Here is a 16,071-nt window from a genome sequence, read left to right as displayed (position 1 = left end):
ATTACTTTTATTAGATTTTTTATTAATTAAGTTGCTTACATATTCTCGAACACCTTATTATGTTCTCATTACTCATCTCGTATTTAGACTTTAGTTATTATGAAAAGTGAATGTTAGTTTTTCAACATTTTTATTTGATCTTAAATATCCTATACAAACCTTCAAAAACTCAATTTCCTTATATTGTTGATAATCCCTGAATAATTCTAAAACATTACACAATTCAGTTTCTGTAAATGCTTTTGTATTAGTTACAGCTCTGTTTTGTTGAGTATTTAAAGGGACTTCAAGAAAATTATGTAGAAAACCTGCAGCTTTCTCTTCAAAGTTTCTATTTGTAACGCTGATTACTTTATTATCATCTGTTGCTACAATAGTATGATACCAGTTAATTTTAGTATTTGTCATCTTTTATTTGAACTTTTTATTAAAATCTAAATTCCGTAATGCTCATCAATTTTATTTTTGACATTAGTCATATCAACTCCTTTCTTTTCGCTATATTCAATTAAATCAAGTTCAATTGAAATCTGTAATTCATGAGCTTTTGATGAAATAGCCTTTATTTTTTCAAATAGTTTATAAAAATAAGTATCTAATTTAATGTCATTTTTATTATCCGTAATGCTATGGTGGATAAGCCAATTTCTTTCTTTTAGAAGTTTTGACAATTCAATCTCCAAAGGTTTGGGTAGTAATGATTCTTTTTTGACGATGTCTAGGGCCTTACCAAATGTGTAAAATCGTTGCTTATTTAAAAGAGCATCTGCTTCTTTCTTTTGATCCGGTTCTGTTTTTTTAAAACAATCGCATGGCTTAACGCGTCCTCTAATATTTGAACTGCACATAGAGATTCTCCCAATAAAGTGTAAAGATGTATTTCTTTTTGAGAGGCTTTTTTTATATGTAAGCTTTTTTTTTCATTCATTTTATTAATATGTTATACACAGATCAAATTAAATGTTACCTACGCAATTATTTTACGTACTAGATCGTTTTATTGAACTTTCATTAATTCATCAATAGTTTTTTGTCTAATATTAGCAAAAAAAGGACGAACCTGAGGGATATTCTACAAATATTTCGACTAGGACTTATTAGACTTTAGCAATTAATTTTATACGGTGTTAGCGGTTCGTGTTTCTATTTTAGTTTCTTTCGAAAAAATAAAATGACAAGAATTAATGAGATGATAATTAAAAAGATAAATGATGGAATCTTCAAAATTTGGCTTTTCGCATTAATCCATTCAAGAGTCATTTGACCAGCATCATAAGCCACAGAGAGTACGGTTAAAATAGTGAGTAAGACTAATATTGCATTTACTCTCTTCTCATACCTCTCTTGAACGCGCTGATTGATGCGATTAATTTTTTGCTCTACTACTACTATTTCTTCCTTAATACCTAAAACATTTTTTAGTTTTTCGAAAATTTCGTTAGGCAGGTATTTGTATGAAATCTTGCTGTGTTCGAAATCATTCATGAAATGATGAAAATTATTTCGAATAAGTTGGCTTTCATTAAGATTAAGTTCGATGTTAGTGAGTTGGTTATTAATGTGATACAAATAGTAACGTGCAAACAATACATAAACATAGATCAAAATATATTCATTTTCCCACAAACGAAAAGTGTCCTTTTTATCTAAATTGACAGCTATACGTGTTAAACTATCATAGAGACTTAGTACCTTCCAGTTTTGGAAAAGTGCAATGGTGTTATCTACTATTAACCGTTCATAGTATTCAGAATCAGGTATAAAAAGGTCATCATAGAGAGGTGCAGTAAATGTTCCAATATCAAATAATAATTGGTTCATTTTATCAGATTTAAGTTGATTAGCAATGTCAAGAAAAAAAGCTGTTTTGAGTTGTGGGTTATACTGTCTCCAGCTTTTACTGTCGGAATGAAATTGTGAGACAATATTTTTTTCTATCAAACTAACAGAATAATCTGAATTCGTATAGTTTGAGTTTATAGTCGTATTCCTAAACTTCTTTGCAAACAAAGCAATGTCTTCGCTATTGTGATGCTCATTAGAAAGTGTTGTTTTAATTACGAAAATTCCCAAGTTGGCCCGAAACAAGAAAACTTCTATTGATGACAAGGCATAATGTATGGTTTTATCTTCTTCGCCAGCTCGTAGTATAAGTTCTTGTTTTTGTCGCAATAAGGGATGTTCTTTTTTTAGTTGTAAATGGTTATTGTTAATACCATATTCTGGTAGTGTTTTTTGATTAAAAAAAGAATGAAGCCAATTAGGATAATATTTTTGATAAAAATAGTCCTGATTATTAAAGAAATATGAAGACTCCGAGTATAAATCATTTTTGATATGCTTTGATTCATATTTAAATACTCCAATGAAGTGTAGGTTTGCTGAATTAATATCATGAAAAAAAGAATTCATATCACTATAATTTATAATTATTGTTTAAAATACAGAATAGTTTATAGCTTTAAACAAGTAAAGAAAAGACTCTTTTTTGAATTTATCCTTTTTGTTTAAGTTTTGTTGATAGTTTTTCATGAAAATGATATGCATCAGAAAAACTAGGGTTAAGTTCGATACTCATAGCGAAATCATTGATAGCTAATTTATCTTTTCCTAGTTTTTCATAAACAATTCCCCGATAGAAAAAAGCAAGATAATATTTAGGATTTAGCTTAATAGATTCCGAAAATTCAATAACAGCTAATTCATCCCGTTCTAGTATTTCATATATCCATCCACGACTGAAATAGGCACTAGAATTATTTGAATCTATCTCTATAGCTTTAGAAAGGTCTGCAAGAGCAAATTCGTACTTTTTTTGTTGTTGATACAAATACCCCCTATTTTCAAAATATTTGGAAATAGTCGGATTTGTTTTTATTGCAAGAGAATAATCTTTTATTGCTAACTCATAATTTCCCTGTTTTTCATAAGTATATCCACGATTGTTATATGCTCTAGAAAAATCAGAATTAATTTCTATTGCTTTAGAATAAGCGGCAATTGCTGGTTTGAATCTTTCTTGTCCATGATATACTAACCCACGATTATTATGTACTTCAGTATAATTAGGATTAATCTCAATTGCCATGGCATAATCCGCAAGAGCTAAATCATACTTTTTTTGTTCGAGATATACATCCCCTCGCTTTTTGAATTTTTCTTCTGATGGATGAAGTGCTATTGCCTTTGTAAAGCTAGCAATAGCTTGGTCATACTTTTTTTCGATAAAGCTATTCATTCCAACTTCCAATAATCTATCGACTCTTTCTTTTTCGTCACTTAGATATACATAGATACCTAAATATTTATCAAAATACCAGATTAAAATGCTACACAAACTGTCTAACATATCTATAGCATCTTCTTTGTATACAATTTCTCCATGACTGCCGAGATTTGCCATAAGTCGTATAGAATTTATTCTAGTTTCTATACGCCGATCAATTTTTTTAGTAAAATCTTGGTCATTAAGCATTGATCCAATTTCTGGTTTTTTGGGCTGCTTTTTGTTCATTTCACGTTCGTAAATATCTAAAAGTATTTTTTCCAATACTATTCGAGTTTTATTTAAAGAACCGCTTGGATCTCTTTCAATATAATCAAAAGAATTTCTAAAATCCGAAGATAAATTATTAAGTTCGCGCTCTAAAACTTCTACTTTTTCTTCAAGTATTTTTATTTTGTTTGACATGATTCATTGACTTATTAAATTTTGAGTTTTTTGATATGACCACTAACGCTAAATATATGAATCGGAGCAATGCCTGTAAACCTGAACCAATTGATTTATCTGCGCATTTTTATTTCTTATTTAATTTATAAAAATCTAGCGCCATTGCAAAAAGGAAATGACCTTTTGATCTAGCACTAAATTGCTCTAATTTCATATAGAATGTTGTAAAACGTTTTTTATCCCACTCCATTTACCGTTAAATTTTTATAGGTCTTCGTATCAATATTAATGGTTATTTGCCAATAACAGTTTCCCCCATCATCAACCACTATATATTCATTTTTCCAATCCATTTTTGTCCACTGTGTTGATTCACTTTCGGGTAAAGGTGGAATTTCCAAAATTTCGCAAAAGGCATTAATTTCAATTACTTTCTCTCCCTTTTTATTGATATATGGGATATATTGTCTGTAATACTTATTAATATTCTCATTTATTGACTTTTTTAAAAAGTCAAATTCTTCATTTTTGATAGCTTTATCAATGATTTCTTGGATAGACATGATTTCGTTTTCCTTAGGTTGCCATTTTTGATACCCATAATTTTCGTTAAGCCATTTGTAATGATCAGAATTTAATAATATCACTACTTTATCATCGGACAGAATTGAGCTTTGTTCTATTTGCCTTTCTTTTTCATCATTTAAACTTTTACAGGAGCAAAAGCAAAAGAATAAAATTCCGATAAATCTAATGGAGATATTCATTTTTAGAATGTTTTACAAAATTGAATATAGTTACTATAGTAACTATATATTTTATATCGATAAAAATGTAATTAATTTTCAAAGAATTTATTTTTACATTTAATCAAACAACCCCATTGTTCAATTATCATAATTGAACAATGGGGTTGTGTTTACTTTTTAAAAGTAGTAATTAAAATTCAGTAAAAAAAACTCTAACCCAAAGTTTCACTTTCGATTCTAACCTCCCATGTATTTCCTTTAACTCTACGTTTACTGATTTTCTTAACCAGTTGTGTTTTGTTGTACTTGTATCTACCTAGTTCTGTGGTTAGATTTTCATATTAGCTTGCAGATAACGTATGATTATAAGCCTCGTCTCTGCGGCGGAGGAACTGATATATGGTCTTATATATTGTTATGTGCTGGATTCTATTTTAATTTGATGACCTTTTGTTAATTTTTTAAGAATATTTTTAGGTTTTACCATTATTAATACTTATGTTAAGGTTGTAGTTTTTATAAAAACTATCAGAAATGAAAAAATTGCTTTTACTATTTTTATTCTTTGGTTTGTTTTCTTGTACGGAAAGCGACAAAGAGCAATTTGAGCCTGAACAGCCTGAACAGCTAGATATTGTAACAGATTTATATGGAGTACAATATCCTAGTCTGGATCCATCGGTGATATACTGTGGTCCAGGTCAGGGAGCAAAGATGTGCCGATTTTTAAATAAATATGATGAGACAATCTGGGCAGATACAGAAAATTATTATAGCGACTTTTCAGATATAAAATTTTCGAGCTTTACAGGCCATCCGTTTTTTATATCTTTCTTTAATTTTGATAGTACTGTTTCATATTGTGAAGGGTGGAAAAAAGGTGAAACAACTTACGATGGAATAAAATGGAATATAAATTTCAAAAGAGATCTGGAGGATGTTTTGTGGTTTGACTATGAGTATTATGGATCTAGTACAGAAATTGAATATACTATAACTTATAAATATGAAGTAATTGATGGTTTACTTCATTTTTCAAGTACTGACGGTAAAACATTTATTTTCCATCCTTCTCAAAGAAATTATTCAAAAGATATTGTTGAAACAGACGAAATAATTCTATTAAAAGGATGTATATTTTACTAATTTTGTCCACTGTAATGGCTCATCATCTTTATGAGACAAAGTTTGGACTTTAGACATTATGTAAGGTAATAGTTTAATAAGTAGTTTATGATATTAGAATTACCAAATTCGGTATTTCTTTTGTTGAACTTATAATATTTGATACTGCTTCTTGCACATAACGTTTAATATATTGTATCGTAGCGTGTAAAGAGACGCTGAATTTTCGGATAAAAACAGAGCCGAATTTTTATATTTTATTTTTAATTTATTCTGGTGCAACTTTCACAACATTGTTCATAAATATTAAATGATAAGTGTTATTTTCTCCTTTTCAAATAAACACAATTAATCATAAAAGAATCACCTTTTGTCTTAAAATATAAAGTGTCATTGACACCAGATACCCCGTGTTGTTCTTCTTTTTTGTAAACGTAATCTATAAATTCTATTTTATTTAAATCTATGTCTTTTTTTGTCCATATACTGACGGAAGTGATTTTTGTTGGTTATACTTTTTAGACACAACAAAATTTAAAAAGTTACTTCTTTTAAAAAAATAATAGTGTTCAAAAGCTTCTACTTTTACTAGTCAATATATTAAACTGATTTTAAAGCCTTTAAAATCAAGTCTTTTTTTCACAATACCTATAATTGCTTAATAAGAGTATAAATTTTATATAAAAGCTACGGGAAATTTACCCTCTTTTTTCGGGGAAATTACACACAAGTGTGTAAAATCTACACACTTAAAATCTAAGCAAAAAACATAAACACCTGTTAATCAAATACATTCATTGTGGTATCAATATTGGCTACTTCCTACTAGTCATTTAAGAAAATATTTTAATGAAGCAAACAACTTTTGATCCATCCGAAACATCAACTCCTCCAAAAAAAAATAGTAACTCTTTTGAAAAATTGATTTCAAACTCTAAATCATCATTCATTTTAATAGGAACATTTCTATTATTATTTGGTGCAGGGTCTCTGTTCTATTTCTTACAACCTTATTTTGAAGAAATTTATTTAGAGAGAATGAATTCTAATTGGGGACTTCCTCTAATGATAGTAGGCATCTCACTACTTATCGTCAAAGTTAGTTTTCTAATTTATGTACTGTTTTTATACCTACGTTATAAAGTAATTGAATCAGTATCTGATAAAGAATTACCGCTGTGTACAGTAATTGTCCCGGCATATAATGAAGGGGAATTGGTATACAAAACCTTAGTTAGCCTTGCCCAAAGTGATTATCCTCATGAAAAAGTTCAGATCATTTCTATTGATGATGGAAGCCAGGATGATACATGGTCTTGGATGAAAAAGGCTAAGCAAGATTTAGGAAACCGTATTTCGATTTATCAACAACCAAAAAATAAAGGAAAAAGACATGCTTTATACCGTGGATTTAATCTAGGAATGGGAGATGTTTTTATTACTGTTGACAGTGATTCTATTGTTAAGAAAGACACTTTACGCAATATGGTAAGTCCTTTTGTTGTGAATGAGGAATGTGGAGCTGTAGCAGGAAATGTTCTCGTACTAAATAAAGAAAAAGCCATAATTCCACGTATGTTAAATGTGAGTTTTGCTTTTAGTTTTGAGTTCATACGCTCTGCACAAAGTAGATTAGGTTCTGTTCTATGTACACCGGGTGCTCTGTCTGCATATCGTCGAGAAGCTGTTTTTAATTGTCGCGAAGCATGGATCAATCAGACTTTTATGGGAGAAGTGTCAAAAATTGGAGAAGATCGCGCTATGACTAATATGATTTTAAAACAAGGATATAAAGTATTCTTTCAACGCAATGCATACGTTTACACCAATATTCCTGAGCGATATAAAAACTTATCTAAAATGTTTATTAGATGGGAAAGAAGTAATGTTCGTGAAAACATTGCTATGAGCAAATTTGCTTTTGAAAACTTTAGAGAAGGATCAAAAACAGGTACCAGAATATTATTACTAAACCAATGGTTAAAAATGGTGATGGCATACCCAACTCTATTATTAATGTTGTTTTTTATATGTACGTACCCTCTATTATTTCTTAGTTCTTCACTATTAAGCATACTGATCTTTTCTAGCATACAAGCCTTATTTTATGCTAAGAAACATAAAACATCAGAATCGTTTTGGGCATATTCTTATAGTATTTTTTATGCCTTTACCCTATTTTGGATCACTCCTTACGCTATAGCCACTGCAAAAAGAAGTGGTTGGCTGACACGTGATCTTGTTGTCAAAAACGAAACTGAAACCAAAAAACAACCTGTTGTTGCCGTATCATCCTAATCATCTAATTAGGTTGTTTCAATTATTAAAACTTAATGTGTAAAAAAAAGGGGGCTATTAAAGCTCCCTTTTTTGCTAAAACCAGATAAATCGGAAAATCATGGTTTTGGATGTAATAATTAACACTATTACTTTATTCTAGAACAGTTTCTCCATCATTTGGGTTATACACATAATTAAAAGTATAATTACGACCACTTTGAGAAGTATCTTCATTTAAGTAATAGCTTAAGATTTCTATCTTCGCATAATTACCATTACGAGTTCTAAAAACAAGTACCTTTCCAGGGATAGGAGATATAATATTAGTCATAAAATTATAATTATACCAACCATTATCGCTTCCGGTAGGTATAGCAAATGTTGTACTAGCATCTTGATTAAAAGTCAAACCTTCGGCACTAGTAGCACTAGCAAATGTTCCTGTTACTATTGCAGCACCAGCATTACCATTACGAGCTGGTTCATCAGCAGTACCTGTTACTTCTCCTCCATTTACAGCTATCGTTGTTCCTCTAAAAGCAATATCCCAGTCTGTTTCGCTAGTAGTGACCGTTCCTGTCTCGAAGTCAAACTTGGTAAACACACCACCAATGGCTTGTCCAGTTCCCTGTCCTCCTGTTTGTGGTGCTGGCAGATTTTCTACTTTATTTTCTACTAAAGGATCTAGTATTGTAAACATTCCTGCATTTATTGTTTTTGTATCATATTTTACAGTAACTTCTCCTGTTGTAGCGTTCGCAGGAACAGAGGACACAATAGTAGTAGTATTAATACTCGTTATAACCGCTTGTACATCATTAAAAGAAACCGTAATATCATCAGAAGAATTTGGAAAACCTGTTCCCGTAATTGTTACTTCTGACCCTACTGTGCCTTTACTCAAGGATAAATCACTAATAGTAAAATCTACCGCCTGAGGAGTATCATTATCATCATCACTACTGCATGAAGTAAATGCGATGCTTATTGCTGTTAATAAAAGAATTACTTTTTTCATTGTTATGATTTTTAAATATTTAAAACTGATAATTAATTTTTGTAAAGAATTGAATTCCGGGTAATGTAGGAATAAGGGGATCTGTGTAATCAAAAAGATTATTAGCTCCTATTTGCAGATTAAAATTTTTGTAAAATGTTTTACTCGCAGCAACATTTGTGGTAACAAAACCATCAACAAAACTAGTATCATAATCATCGATAAGACCATTACCATTCGTATCAAATAATGCATATTTACTTCGATATAGTAGTCTAACATTTATATTAGCTTTTACTGAAGGGATGTCATAAAATATTTTAAAATTTGCATTATGTCTTGAACGATTGACAAGTCCAAAATAATCTGATTTTGAAACTTCGATAGTCTCATTTGTTTGTGGATCTCGCGCAAATACTTCTCCATTATCTATTGCATCTTCTTTTGTTTTATCAAAAGCATAAAGTAATTGATATCCCGCACTTATATTAATATTCTTATTGAACTCATAGGAGATATTCGTTTCTAAACCTGTTGTGTATATTTTATCAAAATTAAAATAGCTAAACACATTTTGCCCATTAGTTTTTCGAGCTATAATTCGAGTGTCAATTAGGTTTTTAAAATCATTTCTAAAAAAGTTTACCTCTGTATTCCAATTTTGTTTTTTATACGTCAATCCTATATTATACCCTACAGAACTTTCTGCTTCCAACGGGTCTTCTAAATCACTTTCTGGAACAACAATATCTAATATCTGTCCCTGATCCTGTAACTCTCTTAATTTATCTATAGCTACATTATACCCTAAAACGGTATATCCAACTGCCGAGTTTGTAAAATCAAAATATAATTGCCGAAAATCAGGGGCTTTAAACCCATACCCAATAGAAGCTTTTGCTGCAAGTGTATTTGTTATTTTATACCGTAATGCAAGTTTAGGACTGAATTGATTACTATATTCTGAATGATTATCAAATCTGGCACCCACTATAACATTGAGGGGATTTATAACATTTATATCATATTGAGCATATGCATATTGAGAACTAAAATCTACTTGCTCATCAAAAAAAGTACGATCTAATTGATCATATTGAAAACCAAAACCTGTTGTGAGTTTACTAGAATTTTTAAATGTATATGTACTTCTAACCTCAGGTCTGGAAAGACGCTGATCAAAATCACTATCTGTGAGAACATCATCAGATATAGGATCTGCTAGCTTTTCTGCCGCAGTATAATTGGTATAATACAATTCATATACAAGAGTTAAATTTTTGCTCCAGTTGTGATCAAAACGAAGATGTGCATTCCATTCTTCTTCTTTACTATCTCCCTCAAAACGTGTATCATTAACTATAAATCCTGCATCCTGATTTTGATTATAGTATCTCGCAGAAGCAAATAAAGATAGGTTTTCAGAAAAATCATTGTAAATCCTTGCATTCAAAGTATAGTTTTCAAAAGGATTTACAGTTTGACCTTCAGTCTCAGGGTTAAGATCATACCCTTCACTAGAGAAACGGTTGGCAAATATTCCATATCTAAAGCTTTTAATACGTTGTTTGATATCCAGGTTTATATCTTGCTGAGTAAAACTACCTATTCTATAAGAAGCGTTACCAGAAAGTTTTTCGGTTTCTGGAGCAGAAGTAATAATATTAATAACACCTCCCAAAGCTTCTGAGCCATACAAACTACTAGATGGACCTTTTACGACTTCAATTTGTTTTATATTTCCTACAGTGAGTCTACTAACATCAAAATTCCCTGCACTACGACCTACCAAAGGGACACCATCTATAAGAATAAGAATATAATCTGAAGCTATTCCCTGGATTTGGACTCCTTCAAAACCACTTTGATCTGCAACGGTTATAATCCCGGTTTGCTCATTTAGAATCTCATTAAGACGAATAGTCCCGGATTGAATAATTTTTTTCTTAGAAACCAAAGTAACAGGTAATGGCAAAGAAGAAAGTTGTCTTGCTGTTCGAGTAGCTGTTAATATAACTTCATCTATTTCAGTAACTTTTGTAGTATCTATTTCAGTTTCCTGAGTATATCCTTTTACAAAAGCAAAAACACATAACACACTTAGATACATTTTTTTAACCCACATAGTTATTTATAATCATTCTTAATAAAGCGCAAATATATTCGTTATTTTTATTTATTCTAAATAAATTTAATTAATTTTGAAAAAATTTTTTACATCAAATTATCAAACAATGAAAACAATACCTTCTATCGTATTTGGAATTTTTAGTATTCTTACCCTAAGTGCCCAGAATAAAAAAACAAAAGACATTGATGCTATTAAAAGCATGTGCGGTTGTTTTGAAGTAACCTTTAATTTTGCCGAAACTTTTCAGTATAGTAAAGATTCTTTATACAAACCATCTAAAACAAAGACAGATAAGGGCTTAGAGTGGGCTCAACTGATTGTTGATGAAAAGGACAAGGTTTCTATTCAGCATTTACTTCAGGTTGGAAACCCGTCTGACCCACATATTGTAAAACATTGGAGGCAAGATTGGATTTATGAAAACACAGATTTTTACATGTTCAACACTAATAACACCTGGAAATATGAAAATAAAACCAAATCTGCTGTTGAAGGACAATGGACTCAAAAAGTATATCAGGTAGATGATAGTCCGAGATACGAAGGTTCTGCAACCTGGGTTCACGTAGACGGCAAAAGTTTTTGGGAGAACACAACCAACGCTCCTTTACCTAGACGAGAATATACCAAAAGAAGTGATTATAACTTAACAGTAAGGGGAAATAGACATGAAATCACCAGTAAGGGATGGGTTCACGATCAAGATAATGATAAAGTGATTCATGAAGAAGGAAAAGAACCTATTGTACTGGCCAAAGAAAAAGGATATAACACCTATATTAAAGTAGATGATAGTAGCTGCAAAGCTGCTGCTGATTGGTGGGTAAAACATCAAGAAAAATGGGCATTAGTTCGAAGCAAATGGGATGATATCTATGGTCGAAACACAACTTTATCTTTAGAAGCCAAAGTTGATAATAAAGCATTATATAAACACTTATTCTCTGATGATTACACTCAGAAAAATGATATTGCAAAGGTGATTGAATCCTTTGTAAAAAAATAATAAAATGGGATATTCAAAAAAAATAATGTGCATCAGCTTATTATTATGCATAGGTTTTGTTTATGCTCAAAATAGTAACGCTTTTTTAGATCGGGAATATTGGAAAACAAATCCCAGCATTACCGATATAGAACAAAAAATTAAAGAAGGCAACAACCCCTCTGAATTGAATCAGCACCTTTTTGATGCTGTTTCCTGGGCATTAATTGAAAAAGTTGACAATACAACCATAAAACATTTACTTACGAAAAAAGGAAATGGTGTTAACAAATTGACTCATGACGGAAGAACCTATATTTTTTGGGCCGCTTATCGCAACAATTTAGAAATGATGCAATTTTTGGTGGATAAGGGTGCAAAAACAGATATTATAGATAGCCATGGATATTCTGTATTAAATTTTGCAGCAGTAACTGGTCAAACTAATACAGCGATTTATGATTTCTGTATTGCACATGGTGCTAATGTGATCACAGAAAAAAATCATGATGAAGCTAACGCTCTGCTTCTAGTTGCTCCTTTTCTTACAGAGTATACCCTTGTAGACTATTTTGTTTCTAAAGGAATTGCTTTAAATAGTACCGATGATAAAGGTAATGGTATTTTTAACTATGCAGCCAAAAAAGGGAATATCGAATTCATGAATATGTTAATCAAAAACGGAGTTTCTACGAAAGGTCTAAATAGAGAAAATGGTAATGCTATGATCTTTGCCAGCCAAGGAACTCGAAGAAGCTCAAACTCCTTAACTACATTTAAATATTTAGAAAAATTAGGAATTACCCCCAATGTTACAACAAAAAATGGAGTAACTCCACTACATGCTTTGGCTTCCAAAAGTAAAGATATTACAGTTTTAGAATACTTTATAAATCAAGGAGTTAATATCAATCAAAAAGATAAAGATGGAAAATCTGCGTTAACTAACGCTATTTCAGGAAATTCTATAGAAATTGTAAAGTTTTTAATTGGTAAAGGAGCTGATATTTCTGTGAAAGACAAAAAGGGGAATAATCTTGGTTATTATCTTATGCAAACATTTAATGCAAAAAAAACAGAAGAATTTGATCAAAAATTAGAAATACTTACTGAGAAAGGGCTTGATATTAAGGAAATACAAGCAAATGGAAATACTTTATTTCACTTAGCATTACATAAAAATGATATAGAATTATTAAAAAGAATAGAAAGATTAGGAATAAATGTGAATACCAAAAACGATGAAGGTATCACTCCCTTGCACAAAGCAGCTATGCAGGCAAAAGATGATATCATCCTTAAGTATTTATTATCAATTGGTGCAGATAAAACAATAAAAACAGATTTTGAAGAATCAGTACTTGATCTTGCAAATGAAAATGAATTATTACTGAAGAATAATATTGTATTAAATTTTTTAAAATAAAATGAAAAATAAATTTCTTTTTAAAGCCTTCCCTTTACTCTTACTTACACTGTTTTTAGTCTTTGGATTCAGCACTAGTTCAGAAAGTACAAAGTATAAATGTATGATCCAAATGATTAATTACACTGGTGAAGGTGCATATATTGCCATTTCATTATTAGATGCTCAGGGCAATTACCAAAAGACATTATATGTGCAAGGAGATGATGAAGAATGGTATCATGACATTCCAGAATGGTGGAGTTTTTATGGAAAAAGACGGCCAGATATTGATGCCATTACAGGAGAAACTATACCTGGTGGTGGACGTGCAATTAGTATTATCGAAATAGAAAATGACAAGATTAATACCGGATATAAAATTCGTTTTGAAACCGCTGTTGAAGATCAGAAATATTATAAAGATGATATTGAGTTTGAATTAACTTCAGAAACTATAAAAAGTAAAATAGAAGGCAAAGGGTTTATACGATATGTACGTATGCTTCCACAATAACAACAATACCAACTAAATGACTATTTCAATATGGAGATATAGCCACCTCTTACTGGCTATATCTTCTTCTCTCTTTTTACTCATAGCATCTGTCACGGGAATTGTTTTGGCGTTTGAACCCATTTCAGACTCTATAAAATCTTTTCATATTAAAGGAAGTAACGATCTTTCTGTAGCAGAAACAATACATACACTGCAACATCATTATGACGAAATAATTAGTTTCGAAATAGATGCCAATAATGCAATGATCGCATCTGTAATTACAAAAGAAGGAAATAGTGAAACAATTTATGTCGACCCTACAAACGGGGGAAAACTAGGTAAACCTATAGAAAAGGCAACTGTTTTTAAATTTGCCACCAATCTACACCGTTCTTTGTTTCTAAAAAGCACCGGAAGGTTTTTTGTTGGGTTTGTCTCATTTATATTATTTATAATAGCAATTACAGGTGTCTTGTTAATCTTAAAAAGACAAAGAAGTATTAAGCGTTTCTTTTTTAAAATTGAGAAAGAGTATTTTGCTCAATTTTATCATATAATTTTAGGTCGATTACTACTTATACCCATACTTCTCATTGCAGTAACTGGTGTTTATTTATCTTTAGAAAAATTCTCTTTACTTCCAAAAAGTACAATATCTCATCAAGTAAGTATAGAGAATAGTGGATCTACTCCAAAAATTGCTATCAAAGATTTTGATATTTTCAAAACCATAACACTTAAAAATGTCAAAGCAATAGAGTTTCCTTTTTCTGATTCTGTTGAAGATTATTTTCTTATCAAACTATCAGACAGAGAACTTATTGTAAATCAATTTACAGGGGCAATCATAAGTGAAGAACTATATCCATTTGTTACTTTGGCATCCCAATGGAGCATGGTATTACACACCGGAAAAGGAAATATTTTATGGTCTACCATATTACTTATAGCCAGTTGTTCTATTCTATTTTTTATGTACTCTGGTTTTACAATGACGATTAAAAGACATAAAAAAAGTAAATTACGCCACTCTAATCATAACAAGGATGAGTCAGAATATATTATTCTGGTTGGTTCTGAAACTGGTAACACATTCACTTTTGCCACTCTTTTTGCTAATGCACTTGCTGCAATTGGAAAAACTGTCTTTATTTCTGAATTAAACAACTATTCCAGCTATAGACAAGCACGGCATCTCATTATATTTACATCAACATACGGGGAAGGAGAACCTCCTACAAATGCAAAAAAATTCGAACAAAAATTCAAAGCAATTCAACCGATTAACAGCATTCAATTTTCTGTAGTAGGGCTAGGTTCTTTAGCATATCCTGATTTTTGTAAATATGCACTTGATGTGAATCACACATTAGCATCTCATCCCCTATTCACATCAGTTTTAAAACCATATAAAATAAACAATCAATCTTTTGAAGCCTTTAAAGATTGGGTTTCTATTTGGAGCTCTACATTGAAAATCTCTTTACATATAAAACAACCTCAAAAAAAGAAAAAAAGAAAAAATAATGTATTTACAATCATAGAAAGAACACCAATCAATGAAGATGATACATTTTTACTTCGTTTACGTACGAAGCGTACTATTGATTTTCAATCTGGTGATCTTTTTTCTTTCTCTCCAAAAGAAGATGAAATTGAACGCTTATATTCTATTGGAAAAGTAAATGGAGATATTCTTTTAAGTATTAAAAAACATGAATTGGGAATTTGCTCAAACTATTTTAGTAAACTTCAAAAAGGCGACACTATTAAAGCCTTTATAAAACAAAACTCCACATTTCATTTTCCAAATATCAGAAAAGAGGTCATTATGATTGCTAATGGAACAGGAATTGCTCCTTTTTTAGGAATGATTGCTAGTGAGAAAAATATGTCAAACACTCACTTATTTTGGGGTGGACGTACTAGAGTTTCCTTAGAGATTTATAACGATTTTATTAAAAAAGAGCAATTATCGAGTTTTCATACCGCATATTCGCAAACTCAAAAAGATAAAATATATGTTCAGGATTTGATTACCAAAGAAGCAAATCTGATTAGTAACGCTTTAAAAAACAACGGAATTATAATGATTTGTGGTTCTATAGGAATGCAAAAAGAAGTACTTCTTGTTTTAGAAACTATTTCAAGGAAAAATTTAAATCTACCTCTAAGTATATTCGAAAAGAAAAATCAAATCAAGGTAGATTGTTATTGATTAAAA

The 16,071-nt window shown here is 30.6% G+C and carries 13 protein-coding genes; 6 read left to right on the top strand and 7 right to left on the bottom strand.

Translation table 11 applies throughout. The features are described from left to right. Window positions 1-90 precede the first annotated feature (90 nt). The 5 genes from DK442_RS23210 to DK442_RS23190 form a co-directional block, all read right to left on the bottom strand. Complete coding sequence (locus tag DK442_RS23210; protein WP_109438314.1) at window positions 91-408, bottom strand: hypothetical protein; 318 nt, start codon at window positions 406-408, stop codon at window positions 91-93. 26 nt (window positions 409-434) lie between these two features. Continuing rightward, window positions 435-848, bottom strand: coding sequence for a hypothetical protein (locus DK442_RS23205; RefSeq protein ID WP_109438313.1), 414 nt, complete (start codon window positions 846-848; stop codon window positions 435-437). Between the two features lie 295 nt (window positions 849-1,143). Beyond that, the gene (locus tag DK442_RS23200; protein WP_109438312.1) at window positions 1,144-2,412 is read right to left on the bottom strand and encodes a hypothetical protein; all 1,269 of its coding nucleotides are present in this window, start codon (window positions 2,410-2,412) and stop codon (window positions 1,144-1,146) included. A gap of 82 nt (window positions 2,413-2,494) precedes the next feature. Beyond that, window positions 2,495-3,691 (bottom strand): tetratricopeptide repeat protein, encoded by a 1,197-nt coding sequence (locus DK442_RS23195; protein ID WP_109438311.1) that lies wholly within the window; start codon window positions 3,689-3,691, stop codon window positions 2,495-2,497. A gap of 218 nt (window positions 3,692-3,909) precedes the next feature. Next, complete coding sequence (locus tag DK442_RS23190; RefSeq protein WP_109438310.1) at window positions 3,910-4,440, bottom strand: hypothetical protein; 531 nt, start codon at window positions 4,438-4,440, stop codon at window positions 3,910-3,912. Between the two features lie 516 nt (window positions 4,441-4,956). On the opposite strand from DK442_RS23190, the gene DK442_RS23185 reads away from it, so the two are divergent. Together DK442_RS23185 and DK442_RS23180 are read left to right on the top strand one after the other, a co-directional pair. Then, complete coding sequence (locus DK442_RS23185; RefSeq protein WP_109438309.1) at window positions 4,957-5,568, top strand: hypothetical protein; 612 nt, start codon at window positions 4,957-4,959, stop codon at window positions 5,566-5,568. An 828-nt stretch (window positions 5,569-6,396) separates the two neighbouring features. Then, window positions 6,397-7,845, top strand: a complete 1,449-nt coding sequence (locus tag DK442_RS23180; protein ID WP_109438308.1) for a glycosyltransferase family 2 protein — start codon at window positions 6,397-6,399, stop codon at window positions 7,843-7,845. 133 nt (window positions 7,846-7,978) lie between these two features. Here the strand turns inward: DK442_RS23180 and DK442_RS23175 are convergent, their stop codons facing one another. Further along, complete coding sequence (locus DK442_RS23175) at window positions 7,979-8,845, bottom strand: HmuY family protein (protein WP_109438307.1); 867 nt, start codon at window positions 8,843-8,845, stop codon at window positions 7,979-7,981. Window positions 8,846-8,864: 19 nt separating this feature from the next. Beyond that, window positions 8,865-10,934, bottom strand: a complete 2,070-nt coding sequence (locus DK442_RS23170) for a TonB-dependent siderophore receptor (protein WP_235011019.1) — start codon at window positions 10,932-10,934, stop codon at window positions 8,865-8,867. A gap of 124 nt (window positions 10,935-11,058) precedes the next feature. Here DK442_RS23170 and DK442_RS23165 point away from each other — a divergent pair, with 124 nt between their 5' ends. From DK442_RS23165 to DK442_RS23150, 4 genes are read left to right on the top strand one after another with little or no spacing between them, the layout of a single operon-like run. Further along, window positions 11,059-11,961, top strand: coding sequence for a DUF6607 family protein (locus DK442_RS23165; protein WP_109438305.1), 903 nt, complete (start codon window positions 11,059-11,061; stop codon window positions 11,959-11,961). A gap of 4 nt (window positions 11,962-11,965) precedes the next feature. Next, window positions 11,966-13,366 (top strand): ankyrin repeat domain-containing protein, encoded by a 1,401-nt coding sequence (locus DK442_RS23160; protein WP_109438304.1) that lies wholly within the window; start codon window positions 11,966-11,968, stop codon window positions 13,364-13,366. 1 nt (window position 13,367) lies between these two features. Beyond that, window positions 13,368-13,862, top strand: a complete 495-nt coding sequence (locus tag DK442_RS23155) for a DUF2271 domain-containing protein (protein ID WP_109438303.1) — start codon at window positions 13,368-13,370, stop codon at window positions 13,860-13,862. A 16-nt stretch (window positions 13,863-13,878) separates the two neighbouring features. Further along, window positions 13,879-16,065, top strand: coding sequence for a PepSY domain-containing protein (locus tag DK442_RS23150; RefSeq protein ID WP_109438302.1), 2,187 nt, complete (start codon window positions 13,879-13,881; stop codon window positions 16,063-16,065). Window positions 16,066-16,071 lie beyond the last annotated feature (6 nt).

The sequence above is a fragment of the Aquimarina sp. AU119 genome (genome assembly GCF_900312735.1).
Taxonomy (GTDB): domain Bacteria; phylum Bacteroidota; class Bacteroidia; order Flavobacteriales; family Flavobacteriaceae; genus Aquimarina; species Aquimarina algiphila.
The sequence above is the reverse complement of the archived record's forward strand: the minus strand, read 5'-3'. Positions and strand labels throughout refer to the sequence as shown.